Origin of the sequence: Phaeovulum sp. W22_SRMD_FR3 (assembly GCF_052113705.1) — a bacterium.
GTDB lineage: Bacteria > Pseudomonadota > Alphaproteobacteria > Rhodobacterales > Rhodobacteraceae > JBGQOG01.
In genome coordinates this window covers 161,024-184,675 of record NZ_JBGQOG010000004.1, presented here as the reverse complement: position 1 = coordinate 184,675, position 23,652 = coordinate 161,024, and the positions used below count along the sequence as shown (strand labels likewise).

General features: G+C 63.5%; 27 protein-coding genes. 11 read left to right on the top strand and 16 right to left on the bottom strand.

The window, feature by feature from the left end; genetic code table 11:
• Positions 1–111: 111 nt before the first annotated feature.
• From ACEN2S_RS07125 to ACEN2S_RS07075, 11 genes are all read right to left on the bottom strand, one after another.
• Positions 112–288, bottom strand: a complete 177-nt coding sequence (locus ACEN2S_RS07125) for a hypothetical protein (RefSeq protein WP_441864243.1) — start codon at positions 286–288, stop codon at positions 112–114.
• Between the two features lie 108 nt (positions 289–396).
• A complete protein-coding gene (locus ACEN2S_RS07120) occupies positions 397–615 on the bottom strand; it encodes a hypothetical protein (RefSeq protein ID WP_441864241.1) in 219 nt (72 codons plus the stop codon).
• 68 nt (positions 616–683) lie between these two features.
• Positions 684–1,460 (bottom strand): succinate dehydrogenase iron-sulfur subunit, encoded by a 777-nt coding sequence (locus tag ACEN2S_RS07115; protein WP_441864239.1) that lies wholly within the window; start codon positions 1,458–1,460, stop codon positions 684–686.
• A 3-nt stretch (positions 1,461–1,463) separates the two neighbouring features.
• Complete coding sequence (locus ACEN2S_RS07110) at positions 1,464–1,739, bottom strand: hypothetical protein (protein WP_441864237.1); 276 nt, start codon at positions 1,737–1,739, stop codon at positions 1,464–1,466.
• A gap of 26 nt (positions 1,740–1,765) precedes the next feature.
• The gene (gene sdhA, locus ACEN2S_RS07105; RefSeq protein WP_441864235.1) at positions 1,766–3,568 is read right to left on the bottom strand and encodes a succinate dehydrogenase flavoprotein subunit; all 1,803 of its coding nucleotides are present in this window, start codon (positions 3,566–3,568) and stop codon (positions 1,766–1,768) included.
• A gap of 11 nt (positions 3,569–3,579) precedes the next feature.
• Positions 3,580–3,954 (bottom strand): succinate dehydrogenase, hydrophobic membrane anchor protein, encoded by a 375-nt coding sequence (gene sdhD / locus ACEN2S_RS07100; RefSeq protein WP_441864233.1) that lies wholly within the window; start codon positions 3,952–3,954, stop codon positions 3,580–3,582.
• Positions 3,955–3,964: 10 nt separating this feature from the next.
• The gene (sdhC, locus tag ACEN2S_RS07095) at positions 3,965–4,348 is read right to left on the bottom strand and encodes a succinate dehydrogenase, cytochrome b556 subunit (protein WP_441864231.1); all 384 of its coding nucleotides are present in this window, start codon (positions 4,346–4,348) and stop codon (positions 3,965–3,967) included.
• 241 nt (positions 4,349–4,589) lie between these two features.
• On the bottom strand, positions 4,590–5,621 hold the full coding sequence (locus tag ACEN2S_RS07090; protein WP_441864228.1) for a MaoC family dehydratase: 1,032 nt from the start codon (positions 5,619–5,621) through the stop codon (positions 4,590–4,592).
• Positions 5,621–5,824, bottom strand: coding sequence for a DUF1737 domain-containing protein (locus ACEN2S_RS07085; RefSeq protein ID WP_441864225.1), 204 nt, complete (start codon positions 5,822–5,824; stop codon positions 5,621–5,623). Before ACEN2S_RS07085 ends, ACEN2S_RS07090 begins: the two co-directional genes overlap by 1 nt.
• On the bottom strand, positions 5,821–6,378 hold the full coding sequence (locus tag ACEN2S_RS07080) for an NnrU family protein (RefSeq protein ID WP_441864223.1): 558 nt from the start codon (positions 6,376–6,378) through the stop codon (positions 5,821–5,823). The genes ACEN2S_RS07085 and ACEN2S_RS07080 overlap by 4 nt, the downstream gene beginning before the upstream one ends.
• A 10-nt stretch (positions 6,379–6,388) precedes the next feature.
• Positions 6,389–7,261: an HpcH/HpaI aldolase/citrate lyase family protein gene (locus ACEN2S_RS07075; protein WP_441864221.1), complete on the bottom strand. Its 873-nt coding sequence runs from the start codon at positions 7,259–7,261 to the stop codon at positions 6,389–6,391.
• Positions 7,262–7,550: 289 nt separating this feature from the next.
• On the opposite strand from ACEN2S_RS07075, the gene ACEN2S_RS07070 reads away from it, so the two are divergent.
• Entirely contained in the window at positions 7,551–7,871 is a 321-nt protein-coding gene (locus tag ACEN2S_RS07070) for a hypothetical protein (RefSeq protein ID WP_441864219.1), read from the top strand.
• 17 nt (positions 7,872–7,888) lie between these two features.
• Here ACEN2S_RS07070 and ACEN2S_RS07065 read toward each other — a convergent pair whose 3' ends face one another.
• Complete coding sequence (locus ACEN2S_RS07065) at positions 7,889–8,629, bottom strand: sulfite exporter TauE/SafE family protein (protein WP_441864217.1); 741 nt, start codon at positions 8,627–8,629, stop codon at positions 7,889–7,891.
• A 171-nt stretch (positions 8,630–8,800) separates the two neighbouring features.
• Here ACEN2S_RS07065 and mdh point away from each other — a divergent pair, with 171 nt between their 5' ends.
• The gene (gene mdh, locus ACEN2S_RS07060; RefSeq protein ID WP_441864215.1) at positions 8,801–9,763 is read left to right on the top strand and encodes a malate dehydrogenase; all 963 of its coding nucleotides are present in this window, start codon (positions 8,801–8,803) and stop codon (positions 9,761–9,763) included.
• Positions 9,764–9,886: 123 nt separating this feature from the next.
• Here the strand turns inward: mdh and ACEN2S_RS07055 are convergent, their stop codons facing one another.
• Positions 9,887–10,384 (bottom strand): GNAT family N-acetyltransferase, encoded by a 498-nt coding sequence (locus ACEN2S_RS07055; protein WP_441864213.1) that lies wholly within the window; start codon positions 10,382–10,384, stop codon positions 9,887–9,889.
• Positions 10,377–11,441 carry a glycosyltransferase family 2 protein gene (locus ACEN2S_RS07050; protein ID WP_441864211.1) on the bottom strand — a complete coding sequence of 355 codons (1,065 nt, stop codon included), beginning with the start codon at positions 11,439–11,441 and terminating at the stop codon, positions 10,377–10,379. Before ACEN2S_RS07050 ends, ACEN2S_RS07055 begins: the two co-directional genes overlap by 8 nt.
• Positions 11,442–11,693: 252 nt before the next feature.
• Between ACEN2S_RS07050 and sucC the strand changes: the two genes are divergently transcribed.
• The 9 genes from sucC (at position 11,694) to lpdA (ending at position 21,755) form a co-directional block, all read left to right on the top strand.
• Positions 11,694–12,887 carry an ADP-forming succinate--CoA ligase subunit beta gene (gene sucC, locus ACEN2S_RS07045; RefSeq protein WP_441864209.1) on the top strand — a complete coding sequence of 398 codons (1,194 nt, stop codon included), beginning with the start codon at positions 11,694–11,696 and terminating at the stop codon, positions 12,885–12,887.
• Between the two features lie 159 nt (positions 12,888–13,046).
• Positions 13,047–13,433 carry a hypothetical protein gene (locus tag ACEN2S_RS07040; protein WP_441864206.1) on the top strand — a complete coding sequence of 129 codons (387 nt, stop codon included), beginning with the start codon at positions 13,047–13,049 and terminating at the stop codon, positions 13,431–13,433.
• Between the two features lie 31 nt (positions 13,434–13,464).
• Positions 13,465–14,349, top strand: coding sequence for a succinate--CoA ligase subunit alpha (gene sucD / locus ACEN2S_RS07035; RefSeq protein WP_441864204.1), 885 nt, complete (start codon positions 13,465–13,467; stop codon positions 14,347–14,349).
• Positions 14,350–14,407: 58 nt separating this feature from the next.
• Complete coding sequence (locus ACEN2S_RS07030; protein ID WP_441864202.1) at positions 14,408–17,368, top strand: 2-oxoglutarate dehydrogenase E1 component; 2,961 nt, start codon at positions 14,408–14,410, stop codon at positions 17,366–17,368.
• A gap of 4 nt (positions 17,369–17,372) precedes the next feature.
• The gene (gene odhB, locus ACEN2S_RS07025) at positions 17,373–18,890 is read left to right on the top strand and encodes a 2-oxoglutarate dehydrogenase complex dihydrolipoyllysine-residue succinyltransferase (RefSeq protein WP_441864200.1); all 1,518 of its coding nucleotides are present in this window, start codon (positions 17,373–17,375) and stop codon (positions 18,888–18,890) included.
• 58 nt (positions 18,891–18,948) lie between these two features.
• Positions 18,949–19,338, top strand: a complete 390-nt coding sequence (locus ACEN2S_RS07020) for an MAPEG family protein (RefSeq protein ID WP_441864198.1) — start codon at positions 18,949–18,951, stop codon at positions 19,336–19,338.
• Positions 19,339–19,359: 21 nt separating this feature from the next.
• Entirely contained in the window at positions 19,360–19,920 is a 561-nt protein-coding gene (locus ACEN2S_RS07015; RefSeq protein ID WP_441864196.1) for a L,D-transpeptidase family protein, read from the top strand.
• Positions 19,920–20,315 carry an MAPEG family protein gene (locus ACEN2S_RS07010; protein ID WP_441864750.1) on the top strand — a complete coding sequence of 132 codons (396 nt, stop codon included), beginning with the start codon at positions 19,920–19,922 and terminating at the stop codon, positions 20,313–20,315. The genes ACEN2S_RS07015 and ACEN2S_RS07010 overlap by 1 nt, the downstream gene beginning before the upstream one ends.
• Positions 20,316–20,366: 51 nt before the next feature.
• The gene (gene lpdA, locus ACEN2S_RS07005) at positions 20,367–21,755 is read left to right on the top strand and encodes a dihydrolipoyl dehydrogenase (RefSeq protein WP_441864195.1); all 1,389 of its coding nucleotides are present in this window, start codon (positions 20,367–20,369) and stop codon (positions 21,753–21,755) included.
• Between the two features lie 249 nt (positions 21,756–22,004).
• Here lpdA and ACEN2S_RS07000 read toward each other — a convergent pair whose 3' ends face one another.
• The gene (locus tag ACEN2S_RS07000) at positions 22,005–22,658 is read right to left on the bottom strand and encodes a GntR family transcriptional regulator (protein ID WP_441864193.1); all 654 of its coding nucleotides are present in this window, start codon (positions 22,656–22,658) and stop codon (positions 22,005–22,007) included.
• Positions 22,659–22,869: 211 nt separating this feature from the next.
• Positions 22,870–23,574, bottom strand: a complete 705-nt coding sequence (locus ACEN2S_RS06995) for a M48 family metallopeptidase (protein ID WP_441864191.1) — start codon at positions 23,572–23,574, stop codon at positions 22,870–22,872.
• Positions 23,575–23,652 lie beyond the last annotated feature (78 nt).

Here is a 23,652-nt window from a genome sequence, read left to right as displayed (position 1 = left end):
TCCCAGCAGACTGCGGCGCGGGGCGGCCCCCCGTCAACAGGGACCTCACCCGCCCACCGAGGTATGGCCCCAAAGGGGGCCAGAGCCTAGCGCATAGAATAGTTCAGGCGCTCAGGCGGCCGAGTAATAGGCAAACATCTGATCGAGCGGTGCGACCTCGGCCACTTTGGCCGCGGATTTGACGGGCATGTTCGCGGCTTTGGCCACCAGCGCTTCGGGCTGGTAATAGGCCAGAACGGCATCGGCGGCGATCTGGGCGGCGGTCGGGGCGGATTTGAGGTTGGACATCGGGGTCACCTTGCAAAAGATTTGTCCCGGCCCTGTTACGCCCCTGACACCCCCGCAACCACCCACAATGCTGCAACTGCGACATGCACCCGCTGCAACGCAGCAAGATCAATCCGCCGCCGGAACACTTCCGCGCAAACAGTCGCGCGGGGTTTTGCCGGGCGCCAGCCGCATCTCGGCCCCGCAGGCGGCACAGCGCCAGCCCATCCCCTCGCCCGCCGCCGCGCGATCCTCGCGCCAGCGGCAGGTGCGGGTCAGGGTCGAGTTGCGGCGGCTCAGCCACATGTAGATGAAGATGGCGGGGATGATCAGCAACAAGAGCGGCATGGGCGGCATCCTTGAAATGCAAATGGCGCGCCGGTGGGGCGCGCCATTCCAACGGTTGAGCGGGACGATCAGACGACCCGTTCGACCATCATTTTCTTCACTTCTGCGATAGCCTTGGCCGGGTTCAGGCCTTTCGGGCAGGTCTTGGCGCAGTTCATGATCGTGTGGCAGCGGTAGAGTTTGAACGGATCTTCCAGATCGTCCAGACGCTCGCCCGTCGCCTCATCGCGGCTGTCGATGATCCAGCGATAGGCGTGCAGCAGGGCTGCCGGCCCGAGGTAGCGGTCCGAGTTCCACCAGTAGCTCGGGCAGGAGGTCGAGCAGCAGGCGCACATCACGCATTCATAGAGACCGTCGAGTTTCTTGCGGTCGTCGATCGACTGGCGCCATTCTTTCGCGGGCTTGTTGGTCTTGGTTTCCAGCCAGGGCATGATCGAGGCGTGCTGGGCGTAGAAGTGGTTCAGGTCGGGGATCAGGTCTTTCACCACCGGCATATGCGGCAGCGGATAGATCTTCACATCGCCCTTCACCTCGTCGAGACCATAGATACAAGCCAGGGTGTTGATCCCGTCGATGTTCATCGCACAGGAGCCACAGATGCCTTCGCGGCAGGAGCGGCGGAAGGTCAGGGTCGGGTCGACCTCGTTCTTGATCTTGATCAGCGCATCCAGGATCATCGGACCGCATTTGTCCATGTCGAGGAAATAGGTGTCGACCCGCGGGTTCTCACCGGTTTCCGGGTCCCAGCGGTAGATGCGGAACTTGCGGATGTTCTTGCCTTCCGGCTTCGGCCAGGTCTTGCCGACGCGGATTTTCGAGTTCTTGGGGAGCGTGAACTGAACCATGGGTCATCCCTTCCAGTCAGTGCGGGAATAGAGCGGCCGCGTCGGAAGCTGGCCGGAACGATTGTAGACGCAGGAGTTGTAAACCTCGGAGGGGTCACGACCCTGGATATAGTCGGAACTGATTTCGAGCTTCAGGCTGCCGCCCTTTTGCCCGGCGCTGTTGGCCCCCAGCGCGACCTCGCCACGCGGACGCAGCGCGAGCTCGGCCTGCCGGAAACACATGTCCTCGGCCCGTTCGACCGGCACCGGGCCGCAGGCGGCCACAGCCGCCAGCAGCACAGCCCCATATGCCGGGCCAAAGCGCATCAGTAGACGCGGGCCTTGGGCGCGATCTTTTTCAGATCGATGCCGCCCTGATCCATCGGCGTCAGCGGGTCGAGATGCACCGGACGCGACGAGAGCGTCACCTTGGTGCCCTCGACATGCGCCAGCGAGTGCACCCGCCAGTTGATGTCGTCGCGGTCCGGATAATCCTCATGCGCATGCGCGCCACGGGATTCCTTGCGCGCCTCGGCCGCCACGATGGTGGCAAGCGCGTTCGGCATCAGGTTGGTCAGCTCAAGCGTTTCCATCAGATCCGAGTTCCAGACCAGGCTGCGGTCAGTGACCTTGATGTCCGACATCTTGCCCGCCACGGCGGTCATCTTCTCAACGCCTTCGGCCAGCGTCTTGTCGGTGCGGAACACCGCCGCATCCGACTGCATGGTTTTCTGCATCTCAAGCCGCAGCTCGGCGGTGGGCAGGCTGCCCGAGGCATAGCGCAACGTGTCGAAGCGGTTGAAGATCGCATCCACAGCGGTCTTGTCGACCGGCATCGGGCGCGCTTTCGGATCGACGATTTCCGCCGCCTTGATCGCCGCCGCGCGGCCAAAGACCACAAGGTCGATCAGCGAGTTCGAGCCGAGACGGTTCGCCCCATGCACCGAGGCGCAACCGGCCTCGCCCACGGCCATCAGGCCCGGGAAGATCGCATCCGGATTGCCCGGCGTCGGGTTCAGCACTTCGCCCCAATAGTTGGTCGGAATGCCGCCCATATTATAGTGCACCGTCGGCAGAACCGGGATCGGCTCTTTGTTCAGGTCCACCCCGGCAAAGATCCGCGCCGATTCCGAAATCCCCGGCAGACGTTCATGCAGTGTTTCCGGCGGCAGGTGGTTGAGATGCAGGAAGATGTGATCCTTGTGCTCGCCGACGCCGCGACCCTCACGGATCTCCATCGTCATGCAGCGCGAGACCACGTCACGGCTGGCCAGATCCTTATAGGTCGGCGCATAACGCTCCATAAAGCGCTCGCCCTCGGAGTTGGTCAGATAGCCGCCTTCGCCGCGCGCGCCTTCGGTGATCAGGCAGCCCGAACCATAGATGCCGGTCGGGTGGAATTGCACGAATTCCATATCCTGCAGCGGCAGACCGGCGCGGGCGACCATGCCACCACCGTCGCCGGTGCAGGTATGGGCCGAGGTGGCCGAGAAATAGGCGCGCCCGTAGCCGCCGGTGGCCAGCACGACCATCTTGGCGTTGAACACATGCATCGTGCCGTCGTCGAGTTTCCAGGCGACAACACCGGTGCAGCGGCCATCGGTCATGATCAGGTCGAGCGCGAAATATTCAATGAAGAATTCCGCGTTGTTCTTCAGCGACTGGCCATAGAGCGTGTGCAGAATGGCATGGCCGGTGCGATCCGCCGCCGCACAGGTGCGCTGCACCGGGGGGCCTTCGCCAAATTCGGTGGTATGGCCGCCGAAGGGACGCTGGTAGATCTTGCCCTCTTCGGTGCGCGAGAACGGCACGCCGTAATGCTCAAGCTCATAGACCGCTTTCGGCGCTTCGCGGACGAGATATTCCATCGCATCCGTATCGCCCAGCCAGTCCGAGCCCTTGACGGTGTCGTACATGTGCCATTGCCAGTTGTCCGGCCCCATGTTCGACAGCGACGCCGCGATGCCACCCTGTGCCGCCACGGTATGCGAGCGGGTCGGGAAAACCTTGGTCACGCAGGCCGTGCGCAGGCCCTGTTCGGCCATGCCCAGCGTCGCGCGCAGACCGGCACCACCGGCGCCCACAACCACGACGTCATATTCATGCGTCTCGTATGCATAAGTTGCCATCTGTCAGTCCTTCAGTGCAATGCGAGCTTGACCAGCGCGAAAAGCGCCGTGGCCGTCACTGCGTAGGAAATGGAAGTCGCGCCGATCACCAACACCTTGCGGGTGGTGCCCTTCGCGTAATCCTCGATCATCATCTGCGCGCCTTTGGCAAAGTGCCGCATGCCGACAAAGATCACGAGGCCGGTCAGGATCGCCGGAAACGGATGCGAGAAGGTGGCGACCACCTCCTCATAGCTGCCGCCCAGCGCCGAGCCGAAGATGTAGATGAAGGTGGGCACCAGAAAGGCCAGGCCAACGGCCGAGACCTGCATGAACCAGTGATGCTCGGTGCCGGTATGGGCCGAACCCTTGCCGGTGGCGCGTTTGCGGTCAGTGATATAACGCATCTGGGCCTCCTCAGATGATGATCAGGGTGAGGACGGTCAGCACGACCGACCCGATGAGGATCGCCCAGCCCAGCTTTTCAGCCGTCGGGATGTCGAGGCCCTTGCCCGCGTCGAAATAGAGGTGCCGCAGCCCGGCGAGGTAGTGGTACCAGACGCCCAGCAGCGAGAAGAAGAAGATCAGATCGCCGAACCACGAGCGCACAAAGCCATCGGCAACGGCAAAATAGGCAGGGCCTGTTGCCGCCGCGAGGAGCCACCAGACGGCCAGGATCACCGCCACGATCAAACCGTTGCCGGTGATGCGGGTCAGGATCGAGGTGATCGAGGTGAGCTGCGGGCGGTAGATCTGGAGGTGCGGGGAAAGGGGCCGGACCACCCGTTTCACTTCAGCCATAATGGGTTCCCTCTGTCGCTTGCGGGCCCGGTCGAACGGGCCGGGCTTGCTGGATTTCGGTTCTTAGATAGCGGATTTTTTGACCAAGTCACGCAAAGACAGCCCATGCCCCGGAAAATTCCGCAGTGCAGCGGTGAAAACGCGCCGTTTGTGATCACATTATTTTAAACTGTGATCACAAACATTCCCGGAGTGAGTCGCCGCACCGCTTTTCTGGCCGGCCATCGGGCGGGAGCCCCCCTCAGAGCGGCATCAAGGCCCAGTAATCCAGATCAAGGAGCACTTCGGGCAGATATTTCCCGCCCGCCTCTTTCAGCGCGAAGGGCGCGGCCCCTTGCTTGACCGCCACCGTCCGCAACCGGATCGCGCCGACACCGGGGGCGGCGGTGGGGGCCTTGTCGAGCACTTCGGACCAGGCCTTCACCGTATCGCCCGAAAAGCAGGGATTGGCATGGGCGCCCGCGTTCAGCGCCACGATCATCTGCGCATTGGCGAGCCCGTTGAACGAGAGCGCCCGCGCCATCGAGATGATATGGCCGCCGTAAATCAGCCGCCGCCCATCCTCGCGGAAGGTGGCGTCGAAATGCACTTTGGCGGTGTTTTGCCAGAGCCGGGTGGCCAGCATATGCTCGGCCTCCTCGATGGTGACGCCGTCGACATGGTCGATCTGCTCGCCAACCGCATAGTCGCCCCAGCGGTGCGCCTCGCCCGCCAGCGTGAAATCATACCCGGTGAAGTCGAGCCCTGCCGGGATCGGCAGATCGGCAGCGGCCACCACTTGCACCAGATCGGGCACCACGGGTTCGGGGGCGGGCGCATTCAGGTCGCCCTTGCGTACCATCACCCAGCGGACATAGGACAAAACCACCTCACCGCGCTGGTTCAGCCCCCGGGTGCGGACATAGACCACCCCGGATTTGCCGTTGGAGTTTTCCTTCAGCCCGATCACCGTGCTTTCGGCCCGCAATGTATCGCCCGCAAACACCGGCAGATGCCAGCGCCCTTCGGCATAGCCGAGATTGGCGACGGCATTCAGGCTGATGTCCGGCACGGTCTTGCCGAACACCAGATGAAAGGCGGCCAGATCGTCGATCGGGGCCGCACTCAGACCACAATCGCGGGCAAATTCATCCGAGGAATAGAGCGCGCCACGGGCCGGGTAGAGCGCGTGGTACAAAGCCCGCTCGCCCCCCGACACCGTGCGCGGCACCGCATGGACGATGGTCTCGCCCAGACGATATTCCTCAAAGAACCGGCCCGGATTGGTTTTCATCACTGCTCTCCCAGCTTCATGTCGGGGTGGTAATGCTCGGTGATCTCCTTGGTCACCGCCTGACCACAGCGCATGACGCCGCGCGCCGCATCAAAGGCATAGGTCGGATCGCCCGACAGCACCCAGCCCTTGGACAAAGCCAGCGAGACCTTGTGGCAAAAGGCCGAGGTGTCATCCTCGGTCAGGAAACGATAGATTTTCATGGATAGGTCCCCAGAAACGGATTGTGTCCCAGCCAGATGTGCACAGCGGCGATCAGACCAAACAGGATCAGCGTGCCCGCAAGGCTCATCGCGTCGCCCTTGATCCCGCGGCCGCCCACCGGGCGTTTCCACGGGCCCGCGCGGTTGATCAGCAGCATTTGCGCAACGGCCCAGAGGCCCAGGCCGCCAAAGAGCACCAGCGAGGCCAGATCGCCATTCACCAGCAAATGCGCCACCGCCCAGAGGATCATCCCCAAGAGCATCGGGTGCCGCAGGCGGGTATAGAGCAGCCCCTTGGTGCCGCCGACGCTGAACAGATAGATCGAGATCAGCATCAGTGTGTTGTTCAGATGGCCCATCCCCGGCAGCGGCACATAGACCGAGACGAAATCGGCGCTGCGATAGCCGATGATCATCAGGATGACGCCAACGGCGATCATCCCGGCGACCAATGCCCGGCCCTGCTGGCCCATCGATTTGCGGGCGGAAGGATTCAGGCGTTTGAAAAAATGCGCGAGGATCCAGAGCAAGAGCCCCAGAAGTAACAAGGTCATGGCGTGCCTCTCAGCTAGCTTGCATCGCGGCCACCGCCTCTGCTTTTGCAAGGGTTTGCCGCGCGGTCACGATATGCAGATTTTCCACGATCTTGCCATCCACAACCGCCACCCCCTGCCCGGCGGCCATCGCGGCATCAAAGGCCTCGATCTGGCGGCGGGCCAGATCAATCTCGGCCTCCGAGGGGGCGAAGGCGGCATTGGCAATCTCAAGCTGCGCCGGATGGATCAGGGTTTTGCCGTCAAAGCCCAGATCACGGCCCTGTTCGCATTCGGCCAAGAGCCCGGCCTCATCCCTGAAGGCATTATAGACGCCATCGACGATGATCAGCCCATGCGCCCGTGCGGCCAGAAGACACAGCCCCAGCCCCGCCTGCATCGGCAGACGGTCGGGGCGGAAACGGCTGCCCAGTTCTTTCGCCAGATCATTGGTGCCCATCACCATGCCCTGCAGCCGCGGATGTGCGGCGATCGCGGCGGCGTTCAGCATCCCCAGCGCGGTTTCCATCATCGCCCAGAGTGGCACATCTGGGATCAGCGCCGCCACCGCATCCAGATCAGCGGGCGAAGAGACTTTGGGAATCAGAATCGCATCCACCTTGGCACCCGCAGCAATCGCCTGTGCAAAGGCAGCAAGATCATCCCGCCCCCAAGCACTATCCAGCCCGTTGATCCGCACGATCCGCGCCCGCGCGCCATAGTCCGCTTGCGTCAGGGTCTGCGCGAGCAAGGCCCGGGCGGCGGGTTTTTCCTCGATGGCCACCGCATCTTCGAGGTCAAAAATGATCGCATCTGCCGGAAGTGATTGCGCTTTCTCCAGCGCGCGCTCTTTCGAGCCGGGGATATAGAGCACCGAACGATAGGGGCGGGTCTCGGCAGACATCGATTCTCTCCTCGCAACAATATTTCGCAAGAAAGACTTATTTTGGCATTTTCATCAAGCTCAGTATTGCCGCACTGCGGAAATTTTCGGCCGGGATATGTGGCAGATCTGCACAGGCCCGGACGAAAATCACCCGTTGCACGACGCGTTAACCTTATTTTTGCGGATCCGGCGCAGCCTGAACCTACCGCACCAGAACAGGGCTCCGCAGGGTCAAGCCGGGGCAAGAGGGTGTCGGACAGGCCGTTCCTCCCCCAACCCAGAACAGGTAAAACCTGAAGGTGCCCCCATGAGTCAGAAACTCTTTGCCTTGTCGCTTGGATTTGCAGCCCTCATCCTGGCCACGCAACATGCTTCGGCGCAATCCACCCCCACCGCCTGCGGCGCGCACAGCGCCATCGTCACGCAACTGGCGTCGAAATACGGCGAAACGCGCCGGGGGCTGGGCATTGCCAACAACAATTCGGTGATGGAGGTCTTTGCCTCCGAGGCCACCGGCAGCTGGACGATCACCGTCACCATGGCCTCCGGCCAGACCTGCATGCTCGCCTCGGGCCAAAGCTTTGAAGCGCTGGCCGAGGCGCTGCCCACCAGCGGCAAGGGCACCTGAGCGCGGGTTGCGGCGCCTCAGAAGGCTTCCCAAAGCAGCCGCAGCGACACCGCGAGCAATGCCCAAAGCACCAGCTTGAAGAACAATTTGGTGGGCAGCACTTTGGTCAGCCAGACGCCCAGAAACACCGCCGCCGCCGCGGGCAACATCAGCGCCGCCGCGACCTCGACGCTGTCCAGCGTCAGCTGACCCAATGCATAATAGGGGATCAGCTTGATCGCATTGATCCAGGCGAAAAGGATGGTACTGGTGCCAGCGAACACTGCCTTTTCCAGCCGCAGCGGCAGCACATAGACCTGATAGGGCGGCGCGCCGGAATGGCTGACAAAGCTGGTGAAGCCGCTGATCGTGCCCCAGAAAATCCCCGGCAGCAGCTTTGGTTTCACCGGCGGCCCCTCGACCGGACGCCGCAGCAGGGCGTTCAGCGCGAAAGCCACCCCGATCGCCCCGACCAGCCCGCCCACCAGCTTTTCCGGCACCAGACTGGCGGTCGCCCAGCCCACTGTCACACCCAGCGCCGAGGGCAGCACGAGGATCTTCAGGATCCGTGCGTCAAACGCTTTGCGATAGGCATATAGCCCGAACATATCCGAGACCACATAGACCGGCAGCAACAGCCCCGCCGCCTGCACCGGCGACATCACCAGCGCCAGAATCGGCACCGAGAGCATGCCCACCACCGGCAATCCGCCCTTGGACATGCCCACCAAAACCGCCGCCAAAAGCGCCGCAGCCCATCCCCAAAGCGTCAGATCCATCAAAAAACTCCCCCGCCGCATCGCCGTAAAATGCGGCTACGGGCCTTGTTTAGCGCAAACAAAGGGTCGGTCAATCCGTGCCGCATCGCAGCGCACTTGCGTCGCGCGCCCAATCGGCTTACCCATCGCCCCCGTCAGTAATCTACGCAAACAACCTGACCGGAGGTTTTCATGGCCAGACCCAAGATCGCGCTTATCGGCGCGGGGCAGATCGGCGGCACGCTCGCTCATCTCGCCGCGATCAAGGAACTCGGGGACGTTGTCCTGTTCGACATTTCGGAAGGCACGCCGCAGGGCAAGGCCCTCGACATCGCCGAATCCGGCCCTTCCGAGGGTTTCGACGGCAGCTTCAAAGGCACCAACGACTACGCCGATATCGCAGGCGCTGATGTCTGCATCGTGACCGCCGGCGTCCCGCGCAAGCCGGGCATGAGCCGTGATGACCTTCTGGGCATCAACCTCAAAGTCATGAAAGCGGTTGGCGAAGGCCTCAAAGCCCACGCCCCGAACGCTTTCGTGATCTGCATCACCAACCCGCTTGATGCGATGGTCTGGGCGCTGCGCGAATTCTCGGGCCTGCCGCATGAGAAAGTCGTCGGCATGGCCGGCGTGCTCGACTCGGCACGTTTCCGTCACTTCCTCTCGGTCGAGTTCAATGTCTCGATGCGCGACGTGACCGGCTTTGTGCTCGGCGGCCACGGCGACACCATGGTGCCGCTGATCCGCTATTCGACCGTTGGCGGCATCCCGCTGCCGGATCTGGTTTCGATGGGCTGGACCAGCCAGGAAAAACTCGACGCAATCGTGCAGCGCACCCGTGATGGCGGCGCCGAGATCGTTGGCCTGCTGAAAACCGGTTCGGCCTTCTACGCCCCGGCGACCTCGGCCATCGAGATGGCGGAAGCCTATCTGAAAGACCAAAAGCGCCTGCTGCCCTGCGCGGCCTATGTCAAAGGCGCCTTCGGCCTCGACGGCATGTATGTCGGCGTGCCGACGATCATCGGCGCCAATGGCGTCGAGAAAGTCGTCGACATCAAGCTGAACAAAGACGAGCAAGCCATGTTCGACAAATCGGTCGACGCGGTGAAGGGCCTTGTGGCCGCCTGCAAAGGCATCGACCCGACCCTCGCCTGAGATCGGGCATAGACTTCGGAACGGGGCGCCTTCGGGCGCCCTTTTTCATGGAGCCGGTTAGGGGCGAATGTTCAGGGCGAGGGTCTCGCGGCGACGGTGGCGGCCAAAGTTTGGGGTCCGCACTCAACCCGCCAGCGGTTTTTCCATCAACGCGCGCCGCAAAACCTGATCCCCCCGCGCCACGCCCTCCCGCTCAAGCAGCCGGTAGCCACAGGCGCGAAAGGCCGGTTCCGCCATCAGACTGGCATGGGTATAGAGCCGCGGCAGCCCCGCTGCCCACGCCTCGGCCTCAATCTGGCTGTGAAGCGCGCGAAAGAGGCCACTGCCCCGCGCCTCCGGCAGGATGAAGGCCAGGTCGACATAGCCTTCGGTGTCGAGGCTGAGGAAACCAAGGATCCCCGCCCTCCCTTGGGCCACAACCACGGTTTGCGCGGCCAGCCGCGCCGCCCAGTCGGGTCCGGCATGTGGCTGCGGCAACCAGGCCGCGCGTTCGGCCTTGGTATACGGGCTTGGCGCCGCATGAATGGCGCGAAACATCACCTGCGCCAACCCATCGGCATCCGCCGCAACGGCCCGCCGCAAAACCGGCGCAGACAGAGGCTCGGGTATCGGCTCAGACATGCGCCGCGAAGGGGGTGATGTCGAACCCCAGCTGCTCCCGCGCCTTTTCAATCAGCGCGGCTTCATGCGCGATCAGCTGCCGGTCAAAGGCCGCGGGCGAAAGGTCAACCCGGTCGCCAAAGCGCGCGCGGGTGGTGGCGGCAATCCCATGCTCAACCCGTTCCAGGAGATGCCGCTCATCGAGGCCCGCCACCTGGTCCGGCCGCAGCCCCTGACAGGCCCACCAAAAGTCCCGCATCGCTTCGGCATCACCTGCCTTGTCGGCCATGGTCTGAAACTGCGCCAGCCGCGCGCCGACATAGGGGATTTTCTCGCCCGTCACCACGGTGGTCGCCCGCCGCAGCATTTTCAGCATGTAATGCAGCGGCGTCAGCCCGTCGAAATGCAGCAGCATGGCGTTGTAACTCGATCGGTAGGGCAGATCGAGCTTGGTCGCCTGATAATCGCGCAGCGCGAAATGCACGCCGATCGCATAGCCATGCCCCGAGCGCACCACCGGCTTGCCCGCCGCATGGCCAACGAGGCCCTTGCTCAGATAGGCGCGCTCTTCGCCATAGACCTCGGCGCCGTCTTCGTCGAAATCCTGCCATTTCAGCCGGAAGATGCCGCTGAAAATATCCGGCCCCGGCGCGGGATCGAGATAGACCCGCTCGCCCACCTCCAGCTTCAGCCAGGCCTTGGCTTCGGGCACCATCCCCAACTCGCGCCCGAAGGAGCGCAGGGGGTGAATGTATTCATCCGCATCGCAATGCACGATCCAGTCGAGCCCGGTTTCGGCCAGAATCCGACTGGCATTGTACTTCTGACGGGCCTGATGCCGGATCGGGCGCTTGCGCTTCCAGGCGCCCGCCCAGCCATCTTCGCCATCCGCGTGCAGATGGCATCCCGGCATCCCGGCCAGCAATGCCTCGGCCTCGGGGTTGGGGCGATCAAGGCAGATATGCACCTCCTCCGCGCCGATGGAGAGGTGATGCGCGGCCCAGGCCGCGATCAATACCGCCGGCTCATCCATCGTCGCCACGACGCCCCAACGCGCCAATTTTACTTCGTCCGCCATCGTCGCTCCTTGCCCTTGCGGTACAAAACGCGATTCTGAATCGCAATGCCAGCCCCCGCCGTGATCCTGCGGCAATCGGCGGGCAATCGGGGCGCGTTAACCCTTTGGAAATTTGTGATCACAGTTTTCTGGCCTGTGATCACAAATTTCGCTTTTCCGGCCGGAAACCGCCCACTCACCCATTTTTGGTTTTGCCTCGCCCCGCAAACGTGCCAATGAACCCTGCAAATCGCACCAGCATGGGACACTGCCATGAACATCCACGAATATCAGGCGAAAGCCCTTCTGCGCAGCTACGGCTGCCCCGTCTCGGACGGGCGCGTCGTGCTGAAAGCCGACGAAGCCAAGACGGCGGCGGGCGAACTCGACGGACCGCTCTGGGTCGTCAAAGCCCAGATCCACGCAGGTGGCCGCGGCAAAGGGAAATTCGTTGAGGCGGAAGCCGGCGAAAAAGGCGGCGTGCGCCTGGCGAAATCGGTGGAAGAAGCCGAAATGCTGGCCAAGCAAATGCTCGGCCGCACCCTGGTGACGCACCAGACCGGTCCGGCGGGCAAGCAAGTCAACCGCATCTACATCGAAGATGGTTCGGACATTGCGCGTGAGCTTTACCTCGCGCTGCTGGTGGACCGCCAAACCTCGCGCGTGTCCTTCGTTGTCTCGACCGAAGGCGGGATGGACATCGAAGAAGTCGCGGAACACACCCCGGAAAAAATCATTTCCTTCTCGATCGACCCGGCTTCGGGCCTGTCGGATTTCCACGGCCGCCGCGTCGCTTTCGCGCTGGGTCTGGAAGGCGCCGCTGTCAAGCAATGCGTCGCCCTCGTGCGCAATCTCTACCGTGCTTTCATCGAGAAAGACATGGAGATGCTGGAAATCAACCCGCTGATCGTGATGCCGGACGGCAACCTGAAAGTGCTCGACGCGAAAGTCGGCTTTGATGGCAACGCCATGTACCGCCACGCCGATATAGCTGCGCTCCGCGACGAGACCGAAGAAGATCCGAAAGAGCTGGCCGCCTCGAAGTTCGACCTGAACTACATCGCGCTCGACGGCGAAATCGGCTGCATGGTGAACGGCGCAGGTCTGGCGATGGCCACGATGGACATCATCAAGCTTTACGGCGCTGAACCGGCCAACTTCCTCGACGTGGGTGGCGGCGCCACCAAAGAGAAAGTGACCGAAGCCTTCAAGATCATCACCTCGGACCCGAACGTGAAGGGGATCCTCGTGAACATCTTCGGCGGCATCATGCGCTGCGACGTGATCGCCGAGGGCGTTCTGGCCGCCGTGCGTGAAGTCGGTCTGCAAGTGCCGCTGGTCGTGCGTCTCGAAGGGACGAACGTCGAGCTGGGCAAAGACATCATCAAGAACTCCGGTCTGAACGTGATCGCGGCGGAAAACCTGAAAGATGGTGCCGAGAAAATCGTCAAAGCGGTGAAAGGCTAAGGGGTGAAAGCGCTCTCACTCGCTCTTTGTCTTGTGTTGGCGGCAGGTGCCGCACATGCACAGGACCTCGCTGATCGGGCCGCGAAAATTTTCGCAGATGCTTGCCTTTCGCAAGCGGCCCTTTCGCTGGGAAATGAAGGCGGGTGGAGAGCAGGCGCAGTGGCTGTCAGTTTTGCCGGGGATGTCTTCCTCAGCTATGACCGCAAAGGACTTTCGAAAGGGCTGGCTGGTACCCCAAAGTACACCATCTCTGGAGACCGGAGCTCTGGCAGTTTCAAATGCTACGTCGCTTCGAAAGACCTGAGCGCTGCTGATGTCGAAAAGTTTTTCTCCTGGCTGAGCGCAACGGCAGGCCAAGGCAAAAAGCCGACAGCAAGCGGACCTGCGAAATGGGATGACGGTCCGCCCCGTCCCATCGCCGGCAAAGAGGCGACGTTCACGTCGAAGGGGCGCAAGCTACGCCTCGAGGCAATTCACTTTACTTCTGAAAAGGGGCCAGTAGGTGCCTTTTCCGTCACCATAGATCATACGGTCTCCGGCTCCTGAGCGAGACCACGAACAGTTAGGAGAGAGCCACATGGCGGTCCTCGTCAACGAAAACACCCGCGTCATCTGCCAGGGTTTCACTGGCAGCCAGGGCACGTTCCACTCGGAACAGGCCATTGCTTACGGCACCAAAATGGTCGGCGGCGTCACCCCGGGTAAAGGTGGCTCGATGCACCTGAACCTGCCGGTGTTCAACTCGGTCCATGAGGCCAAGCATGTCACCGAAGCCAATGCCTCCGTGATCTACGTGCCGCCGCCGTTCGCGGCCGACAGTATCCTGGAAGCCATCGACGCCGAGATCGAACTGATCGTCTGCATCACCGAAGGCATCCCGGTTCTGGACATGATGAAGGTGAAGCGCGCGCTTGAGGGCTCGAAGTCGCGCCTGATCGGGCCGAACTGCCCCGGCGTTATCACCCCGGGCGCCTGCAAGATCGGCATCATGCCGGGCCACATCCACCAGCGTGGCAGCGTGGGCGTTGTCTCGCGTTCGGGCACGCTGACCTATGAAGCCGTGAAACAGACCTCGGATCTGGGCCTTGGCCAATCCTCGGCCGTGGGCATCGGCGGCGACCCGATCAAGGGCACCGAGCATATCGACGTGCTCGAGATGTTCCTGGCCGATCCGGAAACCCAGTCGATCATCATGATCGGTGAAATCGGTGGCTCGGCCGAAGAAGAAGCCGCGCAATTCCTGGCCGATGAAAAGAAAAAAGGCCGCTGGAAACCGACCGCAGGCTTCATTGCGGGCCGTACCGCGCCGAAAGGCCGCCGTATGGGCCATGCCGGCGCCATCGTTGCCGGTGGCAAGGGCGACGCGGAATCGAAGATTGAAGCCATGAAAATGGCCGGTATCATCGTGGCCGACAGCCCGGCGGGTCTGGGCGAGGCCGTGATGGCCGCAATCGGTAAGTAAATCTCAATACCGCGCCGCCAAGGGTGGCGGCGCGGCTACCCAAATGTCAGGTGCGACCATGACGGACCATTCCCCCAACGACCAGTTCCACGCCTCGAGCTTTTTGCAGGGGCATAACGCGGAATATGTCGAACAGCTCTACGCCACTTACGCCGCCGATCCTTCGGCGGTTGATGCGTCTTGGGCGGCGTTCTTCCGCAGTCTCGGCGATGCCGAAATGGATGTGAAACGCGAAGCGGCGGGCGCGTCCTGGGAGCGCCGCGATTGGCCGCAGAGTCCGGCGGACGATCTGACCGCCGCGCTGACCGGCGAATGGCCGATTGCACCGAAAGAGGCGAAAGGTGCGGGCGACAAGATCCGCGCCAAGGCCGCCGAAGCCGGGGTGCCGGTCTCGGACGAGGCGATCAAACGCGCCGTACTCGACAGCATCCGCGCGCTGATGCTAATCCGCGCCTACCGGATCCGCGGCCACCTTGCGGCCGACCTCGATCCGCTGGGCCTGCAGGATGCGAGCAAACATCCCGAGCTCGATGCGAAATCCTATGGCTTCACCGAAGCCGATATGGACCGCCCGATCTTCATTGATAACGTGCTGGGCCTGACCCATGCCTCGATGCGTCAGATCATCGACATCGTGAAGCGGACCTATTGCGGCACTTTCGCGCTGCAATACATGCATATCTCCGACCCCGAGCAGGCCGCCTGGCTGAAGGAACGGATCGAAGGCTACGGCAAAGAGATCACCTTCACCCGCGAAGGCCGCCGCGCCATTCTGAACAAGCTGGTCGAAGCCGAGGGCTTTGAGAAATTCTGCCATGTGAAATACATGGGCACCAAGCGCTTTGGTCTCGATGGGGCCGAAGCGCTGATCCCGGCGATGGAACAGATCATCAAGCGCGGTGGTGCGCTCGGTGTCCGCGAGATCGTCATGGGCATGCCGCACCGTGGCCGTCTGTCGGTGCTGGCCAATGTGCTCTCGAAACCCTACCGCGCGATTTTCCACGAATTCCAGGGCGGTTCCTACAAGCCCGATGACGTCGATGGTTCGGGCGATGTGAAATACCACCTCGGCGCCTCGTCGGACCGCGAGTTCGATGGCAACAAGGTGCACCTGTCGCTGACCGCCAACCCCTCGCACCTCGAAGCGGTGAACCCGGTTGTGCTGGGCAAGGTCCGCGCGAAACAGGAACAGTTCGGCGACAAGACCCGCCGTTCGGTGCTGCCGATCCTTCTGCACGGCGATGCGGCCTTTGCGGGCCAGGGCGTTGTGGCCGAGTGCTTTGGCCTTTCGGGTCTGACCGGTCACCGCACCGGCGGCACGATGCATATCATCGTGAACAACCAGATCGGCTTCACCACCGCGCCGCATTTCTCGCGCTCGTCGCCCTACCCGACCGACATCGCGCTGATGGTGGAAGCCCCGATCTTCCACGTCAACGGCGATGACCCGGAGGCGGTGGTGCATGCCGCGAAAGTGGCCATCGAGTTCCGTCAGAAATTTGCGAAAGACGTCGTGCTCGACATCTTCTGCTACCGTCGCTTTGGTCACAACGAAGGCGATGAGCCGATGTTCACCAACCCGCTCATGTACAAGCAGATCAAGGGGCACAAGACCACCTTGCAGCTGTACACCGAGCGTCTGGTGAAAGACGGGCTGATCCCGGAAGGCGAGATCGAGGATATGAAAGCCTCGTTCCAGGCCGTGCTGAACGCCGAATTTGAGGCAGGCAAGACCTTCAAGCCGAACAAGGCCGACTGGCTGGACGGCCGTTGGTCGGGCTTTGAACGTGAGGGCGAGGAATACCAGGCGGGTCAAACCGCTGTCTCGCCCGACACGCTGGCCGAAGTGGGCCGCGCGCTGACCACCGCGCCGGAAGGCTTTGACATCCACAAGACCGTGGCGCGTCAGCTGGAAACCAAGGCGAAGATGTTCGAGACCGGCAAGGGTTTTGACTGGGCGACCGCCGAGGCGCTGGCCTTTGGCAGCCTGGCGACCGAAGGCTACCCCGTGCGTCTGTCCGGTCAGGACTGCACCCGCGGCACCTTCTCGCAGCGCCATTCGGCCTTCATCGACCAGACCACGGAAGAGCGTTACTACCCGCTCAACAACATCCGTGCGGGTCAGGCGCGCTATGAGGTGATCGACTCGATGCTGTCGGAATATGCGGTGCTCGGCTTCGAGTATGGCTATTCGCTGGCCGAGCCGAACACGCTGACGCTCTGGGAAGCCCAGTTCGGTGACTTCGCCAACGGCGCGCAGATCATGTTCGACCAGTTCATCAACTCGGGCGAGCGCAAATGGCTGCGGATGTCGGGTCTGGTGATGCTTCTGCCGCACGGCTTTGAGGGTCAGGGCCCCGAGCACAGCTCGGCACGTCTGGAGCGCTTCCTGCAGAACTCGGCAGAAGACAACTGGATCGTGGCGAACTGCTCGACCCCGGCGAACTACTTCCACATCCTGCGCCGTCAGATCCACCGCAGCTTCCGCAAGCCGCTGGTGCTGATGACGCCGAAATCGCTGCTGCGGCACCCGATGTGCATCTCGGCGGTGGAAGATTTCACCACCGGCTCTTCGTTCCACCGCGTCCTCTGGGACGATGCGGAAAAGGGCAATTCGGACACCAAACTGGTCGCCGATGGCAAGATCAAGCGCGTCGTGATCTGTTCGGGCAAGGTCTATTTTGACCTGCTGGCCGAGCGCGACAAACGCGGCCTGACCGATGTCTATCTGCTGCGGCTTGAGCAGTTCTATCCCTTCCCGGCGCAATCGCTGGCCAAGGAACTGGGCCGCTTCAAGGATGCCGAGATCGTCTGGTGTCAGGAAGAACCGAAAAACCAGGGCGGCTGGAGCTTTGTCGAGCCGAATCTGGAATGGGTTCTGGGCCGCATCGGCGCCAAGCACGGCCGTCCGCGGTTCGTGGGCCGGTCGGCCTCGGCCTCGCCCGCGACGGGTCTGGCCAGCCGCCACAAGGCCGAGCAGGAAGCGCTCGTCAATGAATCCCTGACGTTGGAAGGCTGACCGCATGGCAATCGAAGTCCGCGTCCCGACTTTGGGCGAAAGCGTTTCGGAGGCGACCGTGGCCACCTGGTTCAAGAAACCGGGTGACATGGTGGCCGTCGATGAAATGCTCTGTGAACTGGAGACCGACAAGGTCACCGTGGAAGTGCCTGCGCCGATGGCGGGGAAACTGATCGAGATCGTCGCCGCCGAAGGCGAGACGGTGTCGGCCGGTGCCCTGCTGGCGCAGATCGCCGAGGCCGGCAATGCCGGCCCCGAAGATGTTACCCCCAAGAAAAGCGCCGCCGCCGTTGCCGCGCCACAAGCCGATGAGGTCAAAATGACGGATGTAATGGTCCCCTCGCTGGGCGAAAGCGTGGCCGAGGCCACCGTCTCCACCTGGTTCAAGAAAGTCGGCGATACCGTCGCGCAGGATGAGATGCTCTGTGAACTTGAAACCGACAAGGTTTCGGTTGAGGTCCCCTCGCCCGTCGCAGGCGTGCTGACCGAGATCCTCGCCCCCGAGGGCACCACGGTGGACGCAAAGGCCAAGCTGGCCATCGTCGCCGAAGGCGCTGCGGGTTCGGTGGCTCCGGCTGCCGCCCCCGCCGCTGACGCTCCGGCAGCCGCCCCGGCCCCGGCCGCAGGTGGCAAGGATGTCGAAGACGCCCCGGCCGCCAAAAAGGCGATGGCCGAGGCCGGTCTGACCGCCGCGCAAGTGACGGGCACCGGCCGCGATGGCCGCATCATGAAAGAAGACGTGGCGCGCGCCGTCGCCGCCCCGGCAGTGGCCTCGGCCGCCCCGGCCAGCGTGCCGCGCGCACCGATGCCCGCAGATGACGTGGCCCGCGAAGAGCGTGTGAAGATGACGCGTCTGCGCGCCACCATCGCCCGCCGCCTGAAAGAAGCGCAGAACACCGCCGCGATGCTGACCACCTATAACGAGGTGGACATGTCGGCGATCATGGAGCTGCGCAACACCTACAAAGACCAGTTCGAGAAGAAGCACGGCGTGCGGATGGGCTTTATGTCCTTCTTCGTCAAAGCCTGCTGCCACGCGCTGAAAGAGGTCCCGGAAGTCAACGCCGAGATCGACGGCGGCGATGTGGTCTACAAGAACTACGTCCATATGGGCGTGGCTGCGGGCACGCCGACCGGCCTCGTGGTGCCGGTGGTGCGTGACGCGGACCAGATGTCCTTCGCGCAGATCGAGAAGAAAATCTCTGAACTCGGTGGCCGTGCCCGCGACGGGAAGCTGTCGATGGCCGAGATGCAGGGCGGCTCGTTCACCATCTCGAACGGCGGCGTCTATGGCTCGCTGATGTCTTCGCCGATCCTCAACCCTCCGCAATCGGGTATCCTCGGGATGCACAAGATCCAGGACCGTCCGGTCGTGGTGAACGGGCAGATCGTCATCCGCCCGATGATGTATCTGGCGCTCAGCTATGACCACCGCGTGGTCGATGGCAAAGGCGCCGTGACCTTCCTCGTGCGGGTGAAAGAAGCCCTTGAGGATCCGCGCCGTCTGCTGATGGATCTGTGATCTGATTGCCTCCCCCGGTTCATCCCGGGGGAGGCTCCCTTTCGCCTCTGAGGCTGGAATGACCCCCGAACTCGCCGCCCTCGCCGCCACTGCCCTGTTGCAGGTAATCCTGACGATGGTCGCGCAGACCTCGTTCACGAAGGATGTGGGCAAAGATGGCAATATGGGGCCGCGCGATGATCTGCCGCCGATGTCGCCGCAAACGCTGCGGATGCGGCGCGCCATAGACAATCACGTTGAAAACATCGGCCTGTTCATCATTGCCGTCCTGCTGGTCAGCCTGACCGGCACCGGCAATCTGTTCACCGCCATCTGCGCCTGGATTTTTGTCGGCGCCCGGCTGGTCTATTTCCCCGCCTATGCCCGCGCCTGGTCGCCCCTGCGCTCTTATCTCTACATGATCGGGCTGGCGGCAACGCTGGCGCTGATTCTGGCCAGTTTTTTCTGATCCGCCGGATTTGACCCCGCCATGTTCCTGCGCCGCCCCTCCCTTCGCCTGCTCGCCCTGACCGTTGCATTGGGTCTGCCCTTGCTGCTGCTGGGCTATACCAGGCTGGCGGCGCGCACCCTGTCGGGCACCCCGCCCGCCATGGCCGGAGCCGCAGCGCAGGCAGACCGGATTCTGGTGGAAAAATCCGCCCGTCGCCTGACGCTGCTGCGGCAGGGCGTGGTGCTGGCGCAATATCAGATCGCGCTGGGTGGCGCGCCCGAGGGGCGCAAGACCCGCGAAGGCGATGAGCGCACGCCGGAGGGGATCTATCACCTCGACTGGCGCAATCCGAATTCGGTGGCCTATCTGTCGCTGCATATTTCCTACCCGGATGCGGCGGATCGGGCGGCGGCTGAGGCCGGGGGTGTCGACCCCGGCGGCAATATCATGATCCATGGCCTGCCGAATGGCTGGGGGTTTCTCGGCGCAGTGCACCGCCGGTTTGACTGGACCGATGGCTGTATTGGCGTCACCAATGAAGAGATGCGGGACATCTGGTCGCGCAGCCCCAATGGCACCGAGATCGAGATCCGCGCATGATGACCGCTGAACTGACCACTCTCACGCTGGCGGGCCTCTTGCAGGGGCTGCAATATCTGGCCTTTGCGCTGCCCGCCAATGCCGAACTCGGCACCGGCTATACCGCCAGCCCGCGCGACCGTGCCCCCTCGCGCAGTCTTTCGGTGAAAACCGCCCGGCTGCAACGCGCGCTGAGCAACCATTTCGAAGCGCTGATCCTGTTCACCCTCGCCGTTACGGTGGTGAGCCTTGGCGGACAGAACACCCCCTTCACCGCCGCCTGTGCCTGGGTCTACCTTGGCGCGCGGCTCCTCTATGTCCCCGCCTATTATTTTGGCTGGCGTCCCGGACGCTCGCTGATCTGGGCGTTCGGATTTCTGGCAACCATGGCGATGCTGATCGCCGCTCTCATCTGACTGCCCGGCGGGGCCGATCCCCCGCCCGGCCTGAAACGAAGGACCCTATTCATGGCAAGCTTTGACGTCATCATCCTCGGCGCCGGCCCCGGCGGCTATGTCTGCGCCATCCGCTGCGCCCAGCTGGGCCTGAAAACCGCCGTGGTCGAGGGCCGCGAGACGCTGGGCGGCACCTGCCTCAACGTCGGCTGCATCCCGTCGAAGGCGCTGTTGAACGCCACGCATCATCTGCACGAAGTGCATGAGAACTTTGAGAAGATGGGCCTGATGGGCGGCGCGCCGACGGTCGATTGGGCGAAGATGCAGGACTACAAACAGGATGTGGTCAACGGCAACACCAAGGGCATCGAATTCCTGTTCAAGAAGAACAAGATCACCTGGCTGAAGGGCTATGGCTCGATCCCGGCCGCCGGTCAGGTCAGGGTCGGCGATGAGCTGCATGAGGCGAAAAGCATCGTCATCGCCACCGGCTCGGAACCGGCCAGCCTGCCGGGCGTGACCGTGGATGAGAAAACCGTGGTCACCTCGACCGGCGCGCTGACGCTGGGGTCGATCCCGAAATCGGTGGTGGTGATCGGCGCGGGCGTGATCGGTCTGGAAATGGGCTCGGTCTATAAACGTCTGGGCGCGGAAGTGACCGTGGTCGAATTCCTCGATGCGATCACCCCGGGGATGGATGGCGAAGTGGCCAAGAGCTTCCAGAAAATCCTGACCAAACAGGGCTTTAAATTTATTCTCGGCGCCGCCGTGCAGGGGACCGAGCTGACCAAGACCGGCGCACGCGTCACCTATAAGCTGCGCAAGGATGACAGCGAGGCCAGCCTTGAGGCCGATGTCGTGCTCGTTGCCACCGGCCGCAAACCCTATACCGCCGGTCTGGGTCTTGAGGCGCTGGGTGTTGAGATGCTGCCGCGCGGTCAGGTGAAAACCGACAGCCATTTCGCGACCTCAGTGCCGGGCGTCTATGCGATCGGCGATGCGATCGTGGGGCCGATGCTGGCGCATAAGGCCGAGGATGAGGGGATGGCTTTGGCCGAGATCCTCGCGGGCAAGGCCGGTCATGTGAATTATGACGTGATCCCGGGCGTGGTCTATACGACGCCGGAAGTGGCGAGCGTCGGCAAGACCGAAGAGCAGCTGAAAGAAGCGGGCCGCGCCTATAAGGTGGGCAAATTCCCCTTCATGGGCAATGCCCGCGCCAAGGCCGTGTTCCAGGCCGAGGGCTTTGTGAAACTGCTGGCGGACAAAGAGACCGACCGTATCCTTGGCTGCCACATCATCGGGCCGGGCGCGGGCGATCTGATCCATGAGGTCTGCGTGGCGATGGAATTTGGCGCCAGCGCGCAGGATCTGGCGCTGACCTGCCACGCCCACCCGACCTATTCGGAAGCTGTGCGTGAAGCGGCCCTGGCCTGCGGCGACGGCGCGATCCACGTCTGATCCGGCGACCACATTCCGTCCCATAAAAAGGCCCCCCGGGAAACCGGGGGGCTAATTTCGTGGCAACAGCCACGACGGGGAGAGAAAACCACCGGAGCGAACCATGAGTGGCACGGGGGACGGGCACATCTGCCCCGGCGGCTTTCCAGCGATGATACGGCGCAAAGATGCGCTTCCGTCGCGGGATTCTGACATATTTGGCAAAATTTGCGACAGATGCCGCGACAGGCTGTCTCCGCCGCCCGCACCCTACCCGGCGAGGTGCCGCAGGCCCTGCGTCACATCGGTGCGCACCGCCAGCCGCAATCCCGGCTCATCCCCCGCCTTCAGCGCGGCGATGATCAGCCGGTGATGCCGGGGGGGTTCCTGCCGCTGCACCTTGCCGTAGAGCGCCCGCATGGTGGGGCCCAGCTGCAACCAGACCGTCTCGATCACCGCCAGCATCGCCGGGGCCTGCGCGCGCAGATAAAGCGTGCGGTGAAACTCCAGATTGGTGCGCACATAGGCCACCGCATCATGCTTGGCCACCGCCTCGGCATTGGCGGAGTTGATGGATTGCAGCCGCTCGATCAGCGCCATATGGGCGCGCGGCAGCGCACGGCTGGCCAGCTCCGGCTCGATCAGCGCCCGCAGCGCCGCCAACTCCTCGATCCGCTCATTGCTCAGCTCGGGCGTGGCCACCCGGCCCGAGGAGGAGATCATCAGCGCCCCCTCGGCCACCAGCCGCCGCAGCGCCTCACGCGCGGGGGTCATCGAGACATCATAGGCCTTGCCCAGCCCGCGCAGGGTCAGCGCCTGACCGGGGTCCAGCTCGCCATGCATGATCTGCTGGCGCAGGGCGCGGTAGACGCGATCATGCGCGGCGAGGTTCAGATCAGAGGGGCGGGGCGTGGCGCGAAGCATGGCGCGACATTGCGGAGAGATGCCGGAAAGATCAAGCGGCAACAAGGCCGCAGCCCCGCCCGGATGGCGCCGCTGGCCGCCGACGGGAAGGCCTACGGCACACGGGGGTCCTTCGGCGGGCGGCCGGGCGCGCCACCGCAGGCACTGCGTGCCCTACGCTGCGCGGCAAGGGGTGCTGGCGGCCGCAAAGGTGGGCCCGCAGCCCCGCCCTTCAGTCCCGCAGCCGCCAGGCCTGCAGCGCGTTGCCATGGCTGCGCAGCCAGCCCCGGAGCGGCGCATAGTCCGGGCAGATCCGCGCCACCACCGCCCAGAAATCCGGCGAGTGATTCATCTCGACCAGATGCGCCACCTCATGCGCGGCGACATAGTCAAGGACAGCAGGCGGCGCCATGATCAGTCGCCAGCTGTAGTTCAGATCGCCCGAGGCCGTGCAGGAGCCCCAGCGCGAGCGGGTGTCGCGCAGGGTGATCGAGCCAAAGCGCCGCCCGACCTGCGCGGCATAATGCTCGGTCGCGCGTTGCAGACGCTGGCGGGCGTTGTGTTTCAGCCAGGTCTCCAGCCGCACCCCCATCCGTGCGGGGTCGGCGGGCAACAACAGCGCCTCGCCCTCAACGCGCGGGCTGCGCAGGGCGGCGGGTGTCAGGATCAGCGCCCGCCCCTCCACCGGGAAGGCTTGGCCGAAGGCGGGGCGCTGCACGCCCGGGCTGCGCGCCACCGCCGCCTGCAGCCAGCCGGCCTTTTCGCGGGCAAAGGCCAGCGCCTCTGCCTCGCGCGCGCGGGCGGGCAGCGTCAGGGTGATGCTGCCGTCGAGCTGCGAGACCCGCAGGCTGAACCGCCGCGCCTGCGCCGAGCGGCGCAGGGTGATTTCCAGAGGCGGTGTCCCGGGGGCGGTTCCGGGCAGAAAATGGCGGCTCATCGGGGCGGATCCTGCGGGTTGGGGCGGCTTTCTGGCCGCAGGAAGGGCGGGCGAGACCCGGAAGGGACAAAAGCGGGG

Excerpts from the sequence above, each read along its gene's own strand:
- ACEN2S_RS07125 (WP_441864243.1), bottom strand. The coding sequence starts at position 288 with ATGTCCAACCTCAAATCCGCCCCGACCGCCGCCCAGATCGCCGCCGAT.
- ACEN2S_RS07120 (WP_441864241.1), bottom strand. The coding sequence starts at position 615 with ATGCCGCTCTTGTTGCTGATCATCCCCGCCATCTTCATCTACATGTGG.
- ACEN2S_RS07115 (WP_441864239.1), bottom strand. The coding sequence starts at position 1,460 with ATGGTTCAGTTCACGCTCCCCAAGAACTCGAAAATCCGCGTCGGCAAG.
- sdhA (WP_441864235.1), bottom strand. The coding sequence starts at position 3,568 with ATGGCAACTTATGCATACGAGACGCATGAATATGACGTCGTGGTTGTG.
- sdhD (WP_441864233.1), bottom strand. The coding sequence starts at position 3,954 with ATGCGTTATATCACTGACCGCAAACGCGCCACCGGCAAGGGTTCGGCC.
- sdhC (WP_441864231.1), bottom strand. The coding sequence starts at position 4,348 with ATGGCTGAAGTGAAACGGGTGGTCCGGCCCCTTTCCCCGCACCTCCAG.
- ACEN2S_RS07090 (WP_441864228.1), bottom strand. The coding sequence starts at position 5,621 with ATGAAAACCAATCCGGGCCGGTTCTTTGAGGAATATCGTCTGGGCGAG.
- ACEN2S_RS07085 (WP_441864225.1), bottom strand. The coding sequence starts at position 5,824 with ATGAAAATCTATCGTTTCCTGACCGAGGATGACACCTCGGCCTTTTGC.
- ACEN2S_RS07080 (WP_441864223.1), bottom strand. The coding sequence starts at position 6,378 with ATGACCTTGTTACTTCTGGGGCTCTTGCTCTGGATCCTCGCGCATTTT.
- ACEN2S_RS07075 (WP_441864221.1), bottom strand. The coding sequence starts at position 7,261 with ATGTCTGCCGAGACCCGCCCCTATCGTTCGGTGCTCTATATCCCCGGC.
- ACEN2S_RS07070 (WP_441864219.1), top strand. The coding sequence starts at position 7,551 with ATGAGTCAGAAACTCTTTGCCTTGTCGCTTGGATTTGCAGCCCTCATC.
- ACEN2S_RS07065 (WP_441864217.1), bottom strand. The coding sequence starts at position 8,629 with ATGGATCTGACGCTTTGGGGATGGGCTGCGGCGCTTTTGGCGGCGGTT.
- mdh (WP_441864215.1), top strand. The coding sequence starts at position 8,801 with ATGGCCAGACCCAAGATCGCGCTTATCGGCGCGGGGCAGATCGGCGGC.
- ACEN2S_RS07055 (WP_441864213.1), bottom strand. The coding sequence starts at position 10,384 with ATGTCTGAGCCGATACCCGAGCCTCTGTCTGCGCCGGTTTTGCGGCGG.
- ACEN2S_RS07050 (WP_441864211.1), bottom strand. The coding sequence starts at position 11,441 with ATGGCGGACGAAGTAAAATTGGCGCGTTGGGGCGTCGTGGCGACGATG.
- sucC (WP_441864209.1), top strand. The coding sequence starts at position 11,694 with ATGAACATCCACGAATATCAGGCGAAAGCCCTTCTGCGCAGCTACGGC.
- sucD (WP_441864204.1), top strand. The coding sequence starts at position 13,465 with ATGGCGGTCCTCGTCAACGAAAACACCCGCGTCATCTGCCAGGGTTTC.
- ACEN2S_RS07030 (WP_441864202.1), top strand. The coding sequence starts at position 14,408 with ATGACGGACCATTCCCCCAACGACCAGTTCCACGCCTCGAGCTTTTTG.
- odhB (WP_441864200.1), top strand. The coding sequence starts at position 17,373 with ATGGCAATCGAAGTCCGCGTCCCGACTTTGGGCGAAAGCGTTTCGGAG.
- ACEN2S_RS07020 (WP_441864198.1), top strand. The coding sequence starts at position 18,949 with ATGACCCCCGAACTCGCCGCCCTCGCCGCCACTGCCCTGTTGCAGGTA.
- ACEN2S_RS07015 (WP_441864196.1), top strand. The coding sequence starts at position 19,360 with ATGTTCCTGCGCCGCCCCTCCCTTCGCCTGCTCGCCCTGACCGTTGCA.
- ACEN2S_RS07010 (WP_441864750.1), top strand. The coding sequence starts at position 19,920 with ATGACCGCTGAACTGACCACTCTCACGCTGGCGGGCCTCTTGCAGGGG.
- lpdA (WP_441864195.1), top strand. The coding sequence starts at position 20,367 with ATGGCAAGCTTTGACGTCATCATCCTCGGCGCCGGCCCCGGCGGCTAT.
- ACEN2S_RS07000 (WP_441864193.1), bottom strand. The coding sequence starts at position 22,658 with ATGCTTCGCGCCACGCCCCGCCCCTCTGATCTGAACCTCGCCGCGCAT.
- ACEN2S_RS06995 (WP_441864191.1), bottom strand. The coding sequence starts at position 23,574 with ATGAGCCGCCATTTTCTGCCCGGAACCGCCCCCGGGACACCGCCTCTG.